11 protein-coding genes are annotated in these 14726 nt (G+C 35.0%); all 11 read right to left on the reverse strand.

The genetic code is table 11. The features are described 5' to 3' along the window. Positions 1–13: 13 nt before the first annotated feature. On the reverse strand, positions 14–1732 hold the full coding sequence (locus Q1A73_RS07265; RefSeq protein ID WP_299603534.1) for a sodium:solute symporter: 1719 nt from the start codon (positions 1730–1732) through the stop codon (positions 14–16). A gap of 205 nt (positions 1733–1937) precedes the next feature. Beyond that, entirely contained in the window at positions 1938–2864 is a 927-nt protein-coding gene (gene queG, locus Q1A73_RS07270; protein WP_299603537.1) for a tRNA epoxyqueuosine(34) reductase QueG, read from the reverse strand. Between the two features lie 5 nt (positions 2865–2869). Beyond that, positions 2870–4207, reverse strand: a complete 1338-nt coding sequence (locus Q1A73_RS07275; protein ID WP_299603539.1) for a cytochrome P450 — start codon at positions 4205–4207, stop codon at positions 2870–2872. A 12-nt stretch (positions 4208–4219) separates the two neighbouring features. After that, complete coding sequence (locus tag Q1A73_RS07280; RefSeq protein ID WP_299603543.1) at positions 4220–6232, reverse strand: amidohydrolase family protein; 2013 nt, start codon at positions 6230–6232, stop codon at positions 4220–4222. A 22-nt stretch (positions 6233–6254) separates the two neighbouring features. Further along, a complete protein-coding gene (gene ruvB / locus Q1A73_RS07285) occupies positions 6255–7277 on the reverse strand; it encodes a Holliday junction branch migration DNA helicase RuvB (RefSeq protein WP_299603546.1) in 1023 nt (340 codons plus the stop codon). A 133-nt stretch (positions 7278–7410) separates the two neighbouring features. Beyond that, entirely contained in the window at positions 7411–9231 is a 1821-nt protein-coding gene (locus Q1A73_RS07290) for a cbb3-type cytochrome c oxidase subunit I (RefSeq protein ID WP_299603549.1), read from the reverse strand. Positions 9232–9279: 48 nt separating this feature from the next. After that, positions 9280–10356 carry a cytochrome c oxidase subunit II gene (locus Q1A73_RS07295; protein WP_299603552.1) on the reverse strand — a complete coding sequence of 359 codons (1077 nt, stop codon included), beginning with the start codon at positions 10354–10356 and terminating at the stop codon, positions 9280–9282. A 32-nt stretch (positions 10357–10388) separates the two neighbouring features. Beyond that, positions 10389–11735: a quinol:cytochrome C oxidoreductase gene (locus Q1A73_RS07300; protein WP_299603555.1), complete on the reverse strand. Its 1347-nt coding sequence runs from the start codon at positions 11733–11735 to the stop codon at positions 10389–10391. A 45-nt stretch (positions 11736–11780) separates the two neighbouring features. Further along, on the reverse strand, positions 11781–12428 hold the full coding sequence (locus tag Q1A73_RS07305; protein WP_299603558.1) for a cytochrome c: 648 nt from the start codon (positions 12426–12428) through the stop codon (positions 11781–11783). A gap of 5 nt (positions 12429–12433) precedes the next feature. After that, on the reverse strand, positions 12434–12973 hold the full coding sequence (locus Q1A73_RS07310; protein ID WP_299603561.1) for a DUF3341 domain-containing protein: 540 nt from the start codon (positions 12971–12973) through the stop codon (positions 12434–12436). 4 nt (positions 12974–12977) lie between these two features. After that, entirely contained in the window at positions 12978–14711 is a 1734-nt protein-coding gene (nrfD, locus tag Q1A73_RS07315; protein WP_299604665.1) for an NrfD/PsrC family molybdoenzyme membrane anchor subunit, read from the reverse strand. Positions 14712–14726 lie beyond the last annotated feature (15 nt).

Consider the following 14726-nt stretch of genomic DNA (forward strand, 5'->3'; position numbering starts at 1 on the left):
CCAATTATTTATGTTACCAGAAAAAACCAACTACTACGGCAGTAATTACCAGAAGAATTACAGACAATATTCTATAATTTTTGTACCAAGGTAATCCAACAAGTTCTTTAGATTCCTCAATAAACATTTCACGTTTATATGTATATTCTTCTATTTGAGCCTCCGATTGCGGTTTAGTAATTAAACTTACTACTACATGTAAAAATATGCATATAATAAATAACCAAGTAGCTTTTGCTAAAAAGTGTAATTCATTTACTTCGGGAACCCAATCAAAAGTTTGAGATAAAATCATTAATACTGCTAATAAGAAACCAGTAAGTAAGCTTACTATAGAACCATTTCCATTGGCTCGTTTCCAAAAGAGACCTAATACAAAAGTTGATACTGCTGGTGGACATGTATACGCAATAACCAATTGCAAATAAGTCCATAAAGAATCACTAACACTTTCTATAAATGGCACCCAGGAAATCGCCAAAACCACAAGAATGATTGTTGTGATTTGTCCTACTCGTACTAATTGTTGACTCGTAAGATCTGGTTTTATTTGTTTTACAAAATCCATTGTCACTAACGTAGAAGCAGAATTAAATGTTGCTGATACCGAAGACATCATTGCTGCCATCAAACCTGCCACGACCAACCCTAACACCCCAACAGGTAATAACTGAAATAACAGAACAGGATACGTAAGATTCGGACAATCAGCAAGATTATCACAGATGGAGCCATCTGTCAAAGCGTAATTCAAACTGGTAATATCCAACGTACTAAATAATAGCAACGCTAATACTCCTGGAACTACCATGATAAAAATCACAGGTAATTTTAGTAATCCTGCAAACAGAGCTCCCCAACGTCCATGATTTAGATCTTTCGCCCCTAAAACTCGTTGTACCATAAACTGGTTATTTGCCCAAAAATAGAATCCTAGTAGTGGCACACCGGTGAGTAATCCCCACCAAGGCATGAACTCGTCGTTATCTGGTCGTACTAAACTAAAAACTTCACCAGAATTTGAAGGTATATATTTACCTTCTGCCAACCGATTTCCAAAATCTACCTCTCCTGCAGACAACATACTATCTAATTTAGCCATCATTCCGGACCAACCGCCTCCCAATTGATCAAAAGCAAAATAGGTAAGCAAACAAGAACCGATGATCAAGAGGACTGCTTGTATAACCTCAGTCTGTATTACCGAGTTTAATCCTCCTGGAATTGTATAGGCAGCAGCAGCAACTGCTAATATGACAAGAATTAACGTAGAATCCATTGATGGAAACAACAAGGTTAATACTATCTTACCTACATACAATCCAGCTGCGGTATCCACCAAAATATTACCTACAACCGTAATAAATGAAAAATAATATCTGGATCTTTTATCATACCGCCGTTCCAAAAACTCTGGCATAGTATATACTCCCGATCGGAGATAAAATGGTAAAAAGAAAATTGCAAAAAAGATCAACACTACTACCGCGTACCATTCGTAATTGTACACGTTAATATTTGTTTGATATGCATCTGATGCTAAACCTACTAATGTAGAACTGGAAATATTTGCAGAGAACAATGCAATTCCAACAATAGGCCAAGTCATTGTTCTACCTCCTAAAAAATAGTCCTCGGAACTTCCTCGTTTTGATTTTGAAATTCCATAAATAATAATTCCGATAAGATATACTACAATTACTGTAATATCAATATAAGATAATTCATTCATGTGTGAAATGTTTAATGCCTTTCCTAACTTCTAGTCTAAAGAGCTTCCAATTTTCAAACACTTAGAATATGGAAATCTCATGATTTTTAGACAAACCCTGATGAAGATACAAGTTTCTGTTAAAAATATTGATTTTTTAGCACTAAAAACAGTTAATATGATATATACAACCGTTTGTATTATGAATTTTTCAGCAAAAAACGAACTAGTCCTTCAAAAATTGAATATTCCTATTAAGACCGGAAAATTTAGTTCTTTTTACAGCAGACTTCTGAAAAACTTTTGAAAACACCTCTTGCGTGATCTCTTCCCAATCTTTTTTGGTCATTTCCAGTAATTCTGGTTTAGGATTAAAAAGAGGTTCATTATGAGGTTTAGAAAAGCGATTCCATGGACATACATCCTGACATACATCACAACCAAACATCCAATTATCGAATTGCCCTTTGTACTCTGTAGGGATCTCTTCTTTTAGCTCAATTGTAAAATAAGAAATACACTTGCTACCATCTACCACATATGGGTCAACAATAGCTTGCGTGGGACATGCGTCGATACAAGCTGTACACGTGCCACAATGATCAGTAACAGGAGTATCGTAATCTAATTCGAGATCAATGATTAGCTCTGCGATAAAATAAAATGAACCTACTTTTTGAGTTAAAAGATTACTATTCTTACCAATCCAACCTAAACCGCTTTTTGCTGCCCAAGCCTTATCGAGAACGGGAGCTGAATCCACAAATGCTCTTCCATGAACTTCTCCAATTTCTTCGGAAATATACTCTTGAAGTTCCTTTAATTTCTTTTTAATCACATGATGGTAATCCTGCCCATATGCATACTTGGAGATTTTAGGTGCATTCTCATCTTTTTGATAATCTGACGGAAAATAATTAAGTAGTAGTGATATTACACTTTTAGAATCTGGAACTAGCAATGTAGGATCTAATCGTTTATCAAAATGATTTTCCATATAGGACATTTGTCCGTGCATATTTTGATTGAGCCATTTTTCTAATCGAGGAGCTTCTTCTTCTAAAAATTCAGCTTTACTAATACCACATGATAAAAACCCAAGACGTTTGGCCTCATCCTTAATCAAACGGGTATGTTGGGCTCTACTTTTCAAGAAATTTATCTTTCTTCAAATTTTAAAATCGCATTTACCGGCTTCAATGTAATCAGTGGTTTAATTTCTATTTCAGAGATAGTGGTCGTTATTTTATATTTCCTCACTAATTCACTAACTGCATATATCATTTCATACATTGCAAAATTGCTTCCTACACACATCCTTGGTCCTGCTCCAAACGGAAAGTACCAATCTGAATATTTCTTTTTATTATCTGAATGAAATCGATCTGGATTAAAAGCGAGAGGATCTTCCCAAAAATCTTTATGCCTATGTATTTCGAAAAATGAAATTAATACGGTAGTTCCCTTAGGAAGATTGATATTTTCATACTGATCATCTTCAATACTCACACGATCTGAAAAATATGCTGGAGGATATAATCGCATAGATTCTTCAATACACTGAGCTGTGTATTTACTCTTTTCGAATTGTTCCATTAACGATAACTCTTCCCCTTCTGAAACACTAATTTCGTTGTGTACGTTTTTCTGAATTTGTGGATGCAGCGCCAACAAACTTAGACAAAAAGATAAGGCATTGGAGGTAGTTTCATGTCCCGCTACAAATAATATTAATATCTCATCTATCAACCTTTCATTATCCATATAGCTACCATCTTCATATGTAGAGTTTAGTAGCATATCCAATAAATCATCATAGGTTTCTTTAGATTTTCGCCTATCTTCGATAATCTTATGAAGTATATCTCTTGCTTCTTGCGTTAAGCTCAGCGTACTTCTAATTTGACCACTTAAATGAAACCACCATCGTTTATAAGGCTGTCTTATTTCTCTTATTAAAGATTGCTGAGCAGCTTCAGTAATATGTTGCAATCTAGCCATAGTGTTACCCGTATCTGTATAACTAAATAACGACTTTGCAACTACTTTAAATGCCAAATCATTCATTAAAGGGTATACATCCATTGCTTTATCTGGAACAATTCTGGCAAGCTCTTCATCAATGGTTTGCCTAATTGTCTTAGCAATGATATCAATCTTTTTCTTGTAAAAAGCAGGCTGTATGAGTCTTCTCTGTTTTAACCAATGTTCTCCATTAGAAGTTAAGAGACCAATACCTATATACTTTCCTAAATCTTTTGTCTGAAGCGGCGATTTATAATATTTGCGATGTTGATTTTGTAACATATGCTTAGCAAAACCAGCATCTCTAGTAAATATAACGGAGTTTCCAAATCCTAAACTTACCTGAAAAACATTTCCGAATTTTTTAAAGTTCCTACGATGAAATGGTAACGGATTACTTAAAATCTGTTTTGCATTTCTAAGTACCTTAAAAAAAGAAACTTTAGGAATTGATGTAGTTATGCTCTTCATGGAAGGATTAATTTATTCAAAATGCTTTACGCCTATAACGTTGTATAACTTCTTAGGGTAATACAATTTTCCATCTTTAATAGTAAGCTCCACTTTTCTAATATCACTGATATTTTCTACAGGATTTCCATCAACAAGAATTAAATCTGCTAAGTAACCTTCTTTTACTGCACCCAACTTCTCATCAAAACCACATACTTTAGCTGAGATAGCTGTTGTTATTTTCAAAACTTCAGAAGATGGTATACCTGCTTTTACATAGTTCTCCATTTCGGTATGTAGTCCAAATCCAGCTAATGCATCTGTTCCTGCCACTATAGACACCTCGTTATCATATAATTGTTTAACTAGTGCTAATAACTTATCATAAGAAGCTTTATATTCTTCCTCCCTTCCTTCTGGAATTGGTAGTCCTCCAGAATAATAACCCCTCTGTATATTTAGCGGCAATCTGTTTAATATTTTCTTGAAAGAAGGGTTTGGATCTCCTGCTTTGGAAACAAACATTCCTTCAAAAATAGAGACGGTAGGGTCAATAACTATATTTTTGTCTTTCAACAATTGAATAAAGTTTTTGAATTCTTGAGAGTCAAAATCTAACTTATAATTATGTTCAGCAACCATTGAAAATCTAAGAGGGGTTCTGGTATCGATAGTATCAGAAAGAAAATTAAGAGCTAACATATTAGCATGTTGAATCTCGTTATAACCATCTTGTACCGCTTGTTCTGCAATCATGAACGAAGGTATATGACCACTAACTCTCATCCCTAATTCATGAGATTTATCTGCAAGTGGCTTCACCCATTCTGGCTCTATAGAGCTGTACAGTTTAATTTGTTTGTATCCTTTACTATGATAATCTTCGATAGCCTTAAAACCTTCTTCAAGATTATTAATAATACTCCCTGTTGGCCCTGCATATGGTCCTGCTTTGTCTATAAACCCACTCATCACCAAAATTCTTGGACCAATAAGCTTATTCGTATCAAAATTTTCCTTTAGCTTAGGAAGATCGAAAGAGTTCCCTAAATCCCTCACTGAAGTAACACCCGCAGCAAGATGTAAAATTCCATCGGTCTCATCAATATGAGTATGCATATCGAATAAGCCTGGAAGTAATGTTTTATCCGTCCCATCAATCACCTCATACGCTTTAGTGTCAGAAGGTGAAGTTTTGCTAACGGTTTCAATTACATTGTCATTTAAAACAACAAACATATTAGGAATTAAATTCCCATTTTCCGAATCAAATAAAGTCACATTATTGAGCAATATTTTCTTGCTGGAGTTACGAGTTAATGTAGAACTAATTTTCTTTAAATATTGTTCTTCTTTCTGTTTTTGTATTGGAAGTAACTGCTTAACTATACTATCATATCCTTTTTGAATACAAGTGATCCATGAAGAGGTATACCCAAAAAATCGATCTTGTTCATCGATCCAAGAATAAGAAGGAGTAAAAGATTGACCTGTTAACTCGACCAATCTTAGTTGAATAGAGTCATTTATAGTATGATGGTCAATAGCAGTAATTTTAATATTTCCTCCTGGTAATAAATCTACTTCATTATCTTCTGCCGAGAGTAATTTCTTGATCAAAATATCTGTAGTTCCAAAAGAACTGTTTATTGCCGAAAAGAATGAATTATTATCAAATTTGATCTCGCCTTGTTCTGAGCTGCTTTTCCAACTTGCTAGACCATTTTCAACCTTAAAAACCTCACTAACTGTATCCTTCAAATAATTATGCCCATTTATTTCATGATATACAATTGTATGGTTTTCATTTACCAAAACTTTTTCTTCGGTATGTGGACCTCTACCTCTATCATTGAATTCATAAATATATCTGTAAGCACCATCACTGTCTCTTGAGCTTTTCTGATAGCCTGCAAGTTTTCCTCCCATGTAGATATTATAATCTCTACTCTCATACACAGGAATTTTTCCTTTCTCCTTTTTAGCGCAGGAAGCAAAAGTAAATATAACAGCGACTGTTACCAGTTTTAAACTTATTTTCATGAATACTATTTATGTCATTGAATCAAAATAAACCACCTTGAACACCTCCTTTTATCCTACCTAAATGTTTATAGGCTGCTGCGGTAACTTCTCTACCTCTTGGAGTTCTCATAATAAAACCTTGCTGAATCAAAAAAGGTTCGTATACTTCTTCTATGGTTTCTGCACTTTCACTTACTGCCGTAGCCAAGGTTGTAATTCCAACAGGACCTCCTTTAAACTTATCTATAAGTGTGGTAAGAATTTTATTGTCCATTTCATCCAAACCGTGAGCGTCTACATTAAGCGCTTTTAAGGCAAATTTTGAAATTTCTATATCTATTTTACCATTCCCTTTAATTTGTGCAAAATCACGCACCCTACGAAGCAGTGCATTGGCAATTCTTGGTGTTCCTCTACTCCGTCCAGCTATTTCTATCGCGGCTTCCAAGGAAATAGGAACATTAAGTATATGAGCACTTCTTTCTACTATAGTAGCTAATAACTCTGTAGTATAATATTGCAATCTCGACTGGATTCCAAAACGTGCACGCATGGGAGCCGTTAGTAGACCCGATCTTGTCGTGGCGCCAACTAAAGTAAATGGGTTCAGGTTAATTTGCACTGTACGAGCATTAGGACCACTTTCGATCATAATATCAATCTTATAATCTTCCATCGCCGAGTATAGATATTCCTCGACAATAGGACTTAAACGATGAATTTCATCTATAAATAAGACATCACGATCATCTAAATTAGTTAATAAACCTGCTAAATCTCCTGGTTTATCCAATACTGGACCTGACGTAACCTTAATACCTACTCCGAGCTCATTTGCCAAAATATGCGCCAAGGTAGTTTTACCCAAACCTGGAGGACCATGAAATAAGGTATGATCCAAAGCTTCATTCCTAAGATTGGCTGCCTGAACGAAAATTTTAAGATTCTCTAAAACCTGATCCTGACCAGAAAAGTCTTCAAAGGCCAATGGACGTAACGCTCTTTCTATATCTAAATCTTCATTAGAATAATTTTCGTTTGATGGATTAAGGTTTTCATTCATTCGTACGATACATTTTAGCTACATTCTAAATCATTATTTGATTTCCATACAACTTCAACAAATATAATAGAAAAAGAAAGAGCCTTTTCATAAAACTGAAAAGGCTCTATATATTATTGAAGTTATATATCCATTAATGATGTAACTCCTCTTCATCATCTTGCATTGGCGTAATCTGCGATACCCAATCTTGTCCTGGTATTACATACTCCCCATCTTCTCTCGTCTTACTGTAATCATAAGGCCATCTATATACGTGAGGAATAGCTCCAGGCCAGTTACCGTGTATGTGCTCTACTGGCGTAGTCCATTCCATCGTATTTGATTTCCATGGATTCTGAGTTGCTTTCTTTCCATAGAAAATAGAATGTATAAAATTATATAAGAATACTAACTGTGCCGCTGCTGTAATTAAAGCAAAAACAGTAATTAGAACATTTGTATCTGCTAAATCATCAAAATATGGGAATGCACTATTTGTATAATAACGACGTGGTAAACCTGCCATACCGATAAAGTGCATTGGGAAGAATACTCCATATGCTCCAATTGCTGTTACCCAGAAATGTACATATCCAAGATTCTTATTCATCATTTTACCATACATTTTAGGGAACCAATGATATACCCCAGCAAATAACCCATATAAAGCAGAGATACCCATTACTAAGTGGAAGTGTGCCACTACGAAATATGTATCATGTACGTTGATATCCAAAGTACTATCTCCTAAAATAATTCCAGTTAGACCTCCAGTAATAAACGTAGATACTAATCCTATCGAGAACAACATAGCCGGATTAAACTGCAAATTACCTTTCCACAGCGTGGTAATATAGTTAAAAGCTTTTACCGCAGATGGAATTGCAATTAATAAGGTTGTGAATGTAAATACGGATCCCAAAAATGGATTCATTCCCGAAATAAACATATGGTGACCCCAAACAATTGTTGATAAAAATGCAATTGCCAATATAGAAGCAACCATCGCTCTGTAACCAAATATAGGCTTACGAGCATTAGTCGCAATAATCTCGGAAGTAATACCTAAAGCAGGTAATAATACGATGTATACTTCAGGATGCCCTAAGAACCAAAATAAATGTTCAAATAAAACCGGAGAACCACCTTGATTGTGCAATACCTCTCCTGCTATATAAATATCACTTAAATAGAATGAAGTTCCGAAACCTCTATCCATAATTAGTAATAAAGCAGCTGATAATAACACTGGGAATGACACAATACCAATAATTGCAGTTACAAAGAATGCCCAAATGGTAAGAGGCATACGTGTCATTGACATTCCTTTAGTACGTAAGTTTATAACTGTTACAACATAATTCAATGATCCCAACAATGAAGAAGCGATGAATATAGCCATCGATACTAACCATAACGTCATACCTGTACCAGAACCACCAATCGCTTGCGGAAGTGCACTTAAAGGCGGATAGATTGTCCAACCTGCAGAAGCAGGACCTGCCTCAGCAAAAAGAGACAATACCATAATAACACTACTAAGGAAGAACAACCAATAAGACACCATATTTAAGAATCCCGATGCCATATCTCTTGCACCGATCTGCAATGGAATTAAAAGGTTACTAAACGTACCACTTAAACCCGCAGTAAGGACAAAGAATACCATGATCGTACCGTGGATTGTTACCAAAGCCAAATACATACTTGGATCCATTACTCCATCTTCTCCAAACTTACCAAGTAAAACTTCAAAAACAGTAAACTTGTGATCAGGCCAAGCCAATTGCATTCTAAACAATAAAGACATTGCGATCCCTATGATACCCATTATCAACCCAGTAATCAAATACTGCTTTGAGATCATCTTGTGATCTTGACTAAAAATATATTTAGTTATAAAGGTCTCTTTATGGTGATGTCCGTGATCGTGATCTTCTGCATGACCATCTACGTGTGCTATTGCTGACATACGATTATACTTTTAATAAAAATTTATAATTTCTCTTTTTCTTTCTTCTTAATTACTTGCCTGAGCGGATATCTGTTCTTTAAACGTCTTCTGCTCTTTTAGCCAAGTATTGTAATCCTCTTCGGACTCAACAACAATTTTCATTTGCATATTGTAATGAGAAGCTCCACAGATCTTATTACATAACAAGTAATAATCAAATTCATAATTCTCCAAAGCCTCATCACCTGCTGCAACTAATTTCTTGCTTTTCTCTCTTCTGATTTTGTTAATTGTTGCAACTTTTTCAACCATAAACTCACTATTACGCATCTCTTCAGACGTCATTATTGGAGTATACGAAAACTCAGTAATCATTCCTGGAACAACATTCATCTGAGCTCTAAAGAAAGGCATATAAGCAGAATGTAAAACATCCTGAGAACGCATTTTAAATATTACCTTTCTATTCACCGGAAGGTGTAACTCATTTACAATTTTATCATCCATCCCGTAAGAATCCGAAGCATCTAACCCTAACGTATTTACTCCTTCGATAAAACGAACATTAGCCTTACCAAGTACATTATCTTCACCCGAATATCTTGCTCTCCAATCAAACTGGTAAGCATATAACTCAATAATTAATGGATCACCTTCTTCTTCATCAATATTCATAATATCAGTCCAAGTAAACAATCCGTATATAATTAAACCTGCTAATACAATTACTGGAATAATTGTCCAGATAAACTCTAATTTATCATTGTCTGCAAAAAATAATGCTTTGTTATTTTTGTTTCCTCTATACTTGTATGAGAAAAAATGTAAAAGTCCTTGTGTGATAATCTGAACAAACATTATCAACACCATTGAAATCAACATCAATCTATCATACTCTATACCGTGCTCTGATGCTGACTCTGGCAAGAAAAAACTGTTATATTGTACAAAACAAAAGATTGTTAGGACGTATATAAATATAACAAAAGCAAGCATTAATTTACCCTGAAGGTTATTATCCTTATCATTTGCTACTTGAGAATTATCAGCACCTTTTACTTGCGATAACTTTAATATTTTAGACATCTGCCATAAGGAGATTCCAATTAGTGCTATAACTACTATGGTTAAGAATACAGTCATTTTTATCTATCTTCTTTTTTACAATCTAATTTTTAATAATGAAAGTGTTTACTTTCTTCAATATAAGGGTTACCCTTAGCTAATAATGGTGCTTTAGTAAGTGCTTTAAATACTACGAATAGGAACAAACCTAAAAACAATAACACAGCACTGATCTCTGAGATCCCAATAAACCAAGACTCTCCTACTGATGCTGGCATCACCATATTAAATACGTCTATATAATGTCCGCATAAAATTATAATTCCAGCCATAACTACAAACCAATTAATACGTTTGTAATCACTATTCATTAAGACTAATAATGGGAATATAAAATTCATTACCAACATACCAAAGAAAGGTAATTTATAATCCTCTATACGTGTAATGAAATAAGTAACCTCTTCTGGAATATTTGAATACCATATTAACATGAACTGAGAGAACCATAGGTAAGTCCAAAATATACTAACTCCAAACATGAACTTAGCCAAATCATGAATATGACTATTATTTACAAACTCTAAATAACCTTTTGATTTCAAATAAATAGTGATCAAAGCGATTGTAGTAATTCCTGAAACGAATAGTCCAGCAAAAACATACCATCCAAATAATGTACTAAACCAGTGTGGATCAAAACTCATTATCCAATCCCATGAAGCCATTGATTCTGTGTAAATAAAGAACACAAGGAAACCTGCTGATATTTTAAAACTTTTCTTGTACCATTTGTTACCAGTACTATCTTCGTCTTGCTTTCTAGAATACTTCACAGCAAAATGGCGATATAAAAACCATCCTCCTAAGAAAATTGCTGCTCTAATTAAGAAGAAAGGAACATTCAACCATCCTTTTTTACCGTCAATTAAAGCGTCATACTTTTCATTTGAAGGATCTAATAAATCAGCATCCATCCAGTGGAAAATATGATTCATATGAAATCCTGATAATGCCAAGATCACAAATAATATAATACCACCTGGAACAAGATAGGCGGTAATAGCTTCCATTACTCTAAATAGAACTGGTGACCATCCCGCTTGCGCTGCAAACTGAATAGCGTAAAAAGCTAAAACACCTAAAGCTATCATGAAAAAGAAGAACGCTGCCACATATAATGCCGCCCATGGCTTATTTTGTAATTGATGTAATGTATGCTCATAGTGAGCATCTCCACCATGTGCATCTTCATTTCCATGCCCATTAGAAGAGTGAGCATCAGCTGTTGCGTGCGTATCACCATGACCACCACCGTGTGCATCGTGTCCTGCCATCATTTCTTTAACGTCTTCGATAGTTTTTGGTGTGCTTAAAAACCCAGTTGTTAATCCCACTAATCCAACAACCATCAAAATGATAGAAAATAATCTTAATTTACTTGATAGCGTATACATATTTATATAATATCGTTATTCTTAACTTTTAAAAATTGCACCAAATTAATGTGCGTTATCTTGCTGTTCTTCTGTTGACTGTTCTGCAGTTTCTACAATCTTTGGAGCTACCACATCAGTATCTATGCGAACTGGTTTACCTTCTAAATCTGCTTTTAACTTCTGCACATACTGAACAATTTGCCAACGCTCGTGCTCACTTGTTTGAGAAGCATACGATCCCATAGAATTAATACCATAATACATTACATGATAAATACTTCCTTCAGTAATTGCTCTTCCAGCATCATCATAACTAGGTACACCTAAAATCTTTTCTCTTTTTACCAAAGTTCCTTTTCCATCACCTTTAGCTCCATGACATATTGCACAATAAATATCATACAAAGACTTTCCTTCCTCTTCATTCTCTTTAGTGTATCGTATAGGATTCTTTAATGAATCTTTAGCCATCTGATAACCTTCAGGAGCATTTTTAAAATCATAAGGCATCCAACCTCTAGGAATAGATCCTTCTACTGGTAACATAGCCTCTTGACCTCCTGGAAAAACCTCATACTGACCATAGGTTTCATAACCTATAGGCGCATACATATTAGGCATATACTGATAATTAGGCTTTGAATCCTTTTTACAAGAAACAATACTAATCATCATTATTGCGACTACTATTATATTTAAACTATTCTTCATTATAACTAATGGTTATCTTCTTGCTTATCTATTACTTTAATTTCTACAGCACCTGTGTTGCTTAAAAAGTTAGTCATCTTATCTACATCGTGATGACTAGCATCTATTTCCATTAAGAAATGATCGTCTGTAGTTCTTACATCAGGATTTTCAGCTTCCTTAAAAGGCCACAATTTACTTCTCATATAAAAAGTAATTACCATTAAGTGTGCCGCAAAAAACACAGTAAGCTCAAACATAATTGGAACGAAAGCTGGCATGTTTTCGATGTAACTAAAACTTGGTTTCCCACCAATGTTTTGAGGCCAATCTTCGATCATGATATAGTTCATCATTGTGATTGCAACTGTAAGACCAACACATCCATACATAAACGATGTAATTGCTAATCTTGTCGGAGCTAATCCCATAGCTTTATCTAAGCCGTGAACTGGAAAAGGAGTATAAACCTCTTCTATATGATAATGCTCGGAACGAACCTGCTTTACAGCGTCCATTAGGACATCATCATCTGTATATAATGCATGTATAACTTTAGATGCCATACTTCTAATTGTTTTTTAATTTTTCAGCTTGTCCAGCCCAATCATCGCGTTGCGCTCTTCCTGGGAAAGAACCTGTAATACTATCTAATAAATTGTATTCTTTTTCGGTCATTTTACTTACTTGATCAAAAGTAAATATCCCTATTTCATTCAGTTTCTTTTCCATTACTGGACCGATACCATTCACCTTCTTTAGGTCATCAGCAGTTTGAGTACTAGCGTCAAAAGTTCCCAGATTACCAAGCAAACTATCTATATCTTCCTGACTAGCTTCTTTTACTTGCTCTACTTTCTCTTCAACTTCTTCTGCAGTGATTTTAGCTTCTACCTTAGGAAGTTCATCTCTATGATCAATCCCAGCCTCTCTAAGTTTTTTGTACTTCTCTCCAGAAGATTTTAATATTGTTTTCACCTCTGCTTGCGCAATTACAGGGAATGTACGAGCATATAACAAGAACAACACAAAGAAGAATCCAATCGTACCGATAAATATTCCTATATCTACAAATGTAGGAGAGAACATTGTCCAAGATGATGGTAAGTAGTCCCTATGAAGAGAAGTAACAATAATTACGAAACGCTCAAACCACATTCCTATATTTACCACTATAGAAATTATGAAAGAGAACATAATACTTCTTCTTAGTTTAGGGAACCACATAAACTGTGGTGAGAACACATTACATGTCATCATCGCCCAATATGCCCACCAGTAAGGTCCTGTTGCTCTGTTTAAGAATGCATATTGTTCATACTCAACTCCAGAATACCATGCAACAAATAACTCTGTTATATAGGCCACCCCAACTATAGAACCAGTAATCATAATTACGATGTTCATTAATTCTATATGTTGAATGGTGATATAGTTTTCTAAATTAGACACTTTTCTCATAATGATCAAAAGTGTATTTACCATTGCAAATCCTGAGAATATAGCTCCCGCAACGAAATAAGGAGGGAAGATTGTAGTATGCCATCCAGGTATTACTGATGTTGCAAAGTCAAAAGATACAATGGTATGTACAGAAAGTACTAATGGTGTTGCTAGACCTGCAAGTACCAAAGACACTTCCTCAAAACGTTGCCAATCCTTAGCTCTACCACTCCATCCGAAGGATAGGATACCGTATATTTTCTTGTTAAAAGGAGTAATCGCTCTATCTCGGATCATCGCAAAATCAGGTAATAATCCAGTCCACCAGAAAACTAATGAAACCGAAAGATATGTTGATATCGCAAATACATCCCAAAGTAGTGGCGAGTTAAAGTTTACCCATAAGGATCCAAACTGATTTGGAATCGGCAATACCCAATATGCTAACCATGGACGTCCCATGTGAATAATTGGGAATAACCCTGCCTGAATAACCGAGAAAATAGTCATCGCCTCAGCAGATCGGTTAATCGCCATTCTCCATTTCTGACGGAATAATAATAGTACAGCTGAAATCAGTGTTCCTGCGTGACCGATACCTACCCACCAAACAAAGTTAGTGATATCCCAGGCCCATCCAACTGTTTTATTTAATCCCCAGGTTCCGATACCTGTGGAAATTGTATAAATTATACAACCTATTCCCCAAAGGAAAGCAACAAGGGCAATTGAAAACACAATCCACCAAGATTTGTTTGCTTTACCTTCAACTGGCGCAGCAACATCCACTGTTACATCGTGGTAGGTTTTATCACCAGTTACTAAAGGTTTTCTTATAGGTGCTTCGTAATGAGACATAATCCTTTATAATTGAAT

Source organism: uncultured Aquimarina sp. (assembly GCF_947492115.1).
Lineage (GTDB): Bacteria > Bacteroidota > Bacteroidia > Flavobacteriales > Flavobacteriaceae > Aquimarina.

Excerpts from the sequence above, each read along its gene's own strand:
- Q1A73_RS07265 (WP_299603534.1), bottom strand. The coding sequence starts at position 1,732 with ATGAATGAATTATCTTATATTGATATTACAGTAATTGTAGTATATCTT.
- Q1A73_RS07275 (WP_299603539.1), bottom strand. The coding sequence starts at position 4,207 with ATGAAGAGCATAACTACATCAATTCCTAAAGTTTCTTTTTTTAAGGTA.
- Q1A73_RS07280 (WP_299603543.1), bottom strand. The coding sequence starts at position 6,232 with ATGAAAATAAGTTTAAAACTGGTAACAGTCGCTGTTATATTTACTTTT.
- ruvB (WP_299603546.1), bottom strand. The coding sequence starts at position 7,277 with ATGAATGAAAACCTTAATCCATCAAACGAAAATTATTCTAATGAAGAT.
- Q1A73_RS07290 (WP_299603549.1), bottom strand. The coding sequence starts at position 9,231 with ATGTCAGCAATAGCACACGTAGATGGTCATGCAGAAGATCACGATCAC.
- Q1A73_RS07295 (WP_299603552.1), bottom strand. The coding sequence starts at position 10,356 with ATGACTGTATTCTTAACCATAGTAGTTATAGCACTAATTGGAATCTCC.
- Q1A73_RS07300 (WP_299603555.1), bottom strand. The coding sequence starts at position 11,735 with ATGTATACGCTATCAAGTAAATTAAGATTATTTTCTATCATTTTGATG.
- Q1A73_RS07305 (WP_299603558.1), bottom strand. The coding sequence starts at position 12,428 with ATGAAGAATAGTTTAAATATAATAGTAGTCGCAATAATGATGATTAGT.
- Q1A73_RS07310 (WP_299603561.1), bottom strand. The coding sequence starts at position 12,973 with ATGGCATCTAAAGTTATACATGCATTATATACAGATGATGATGTCCTA.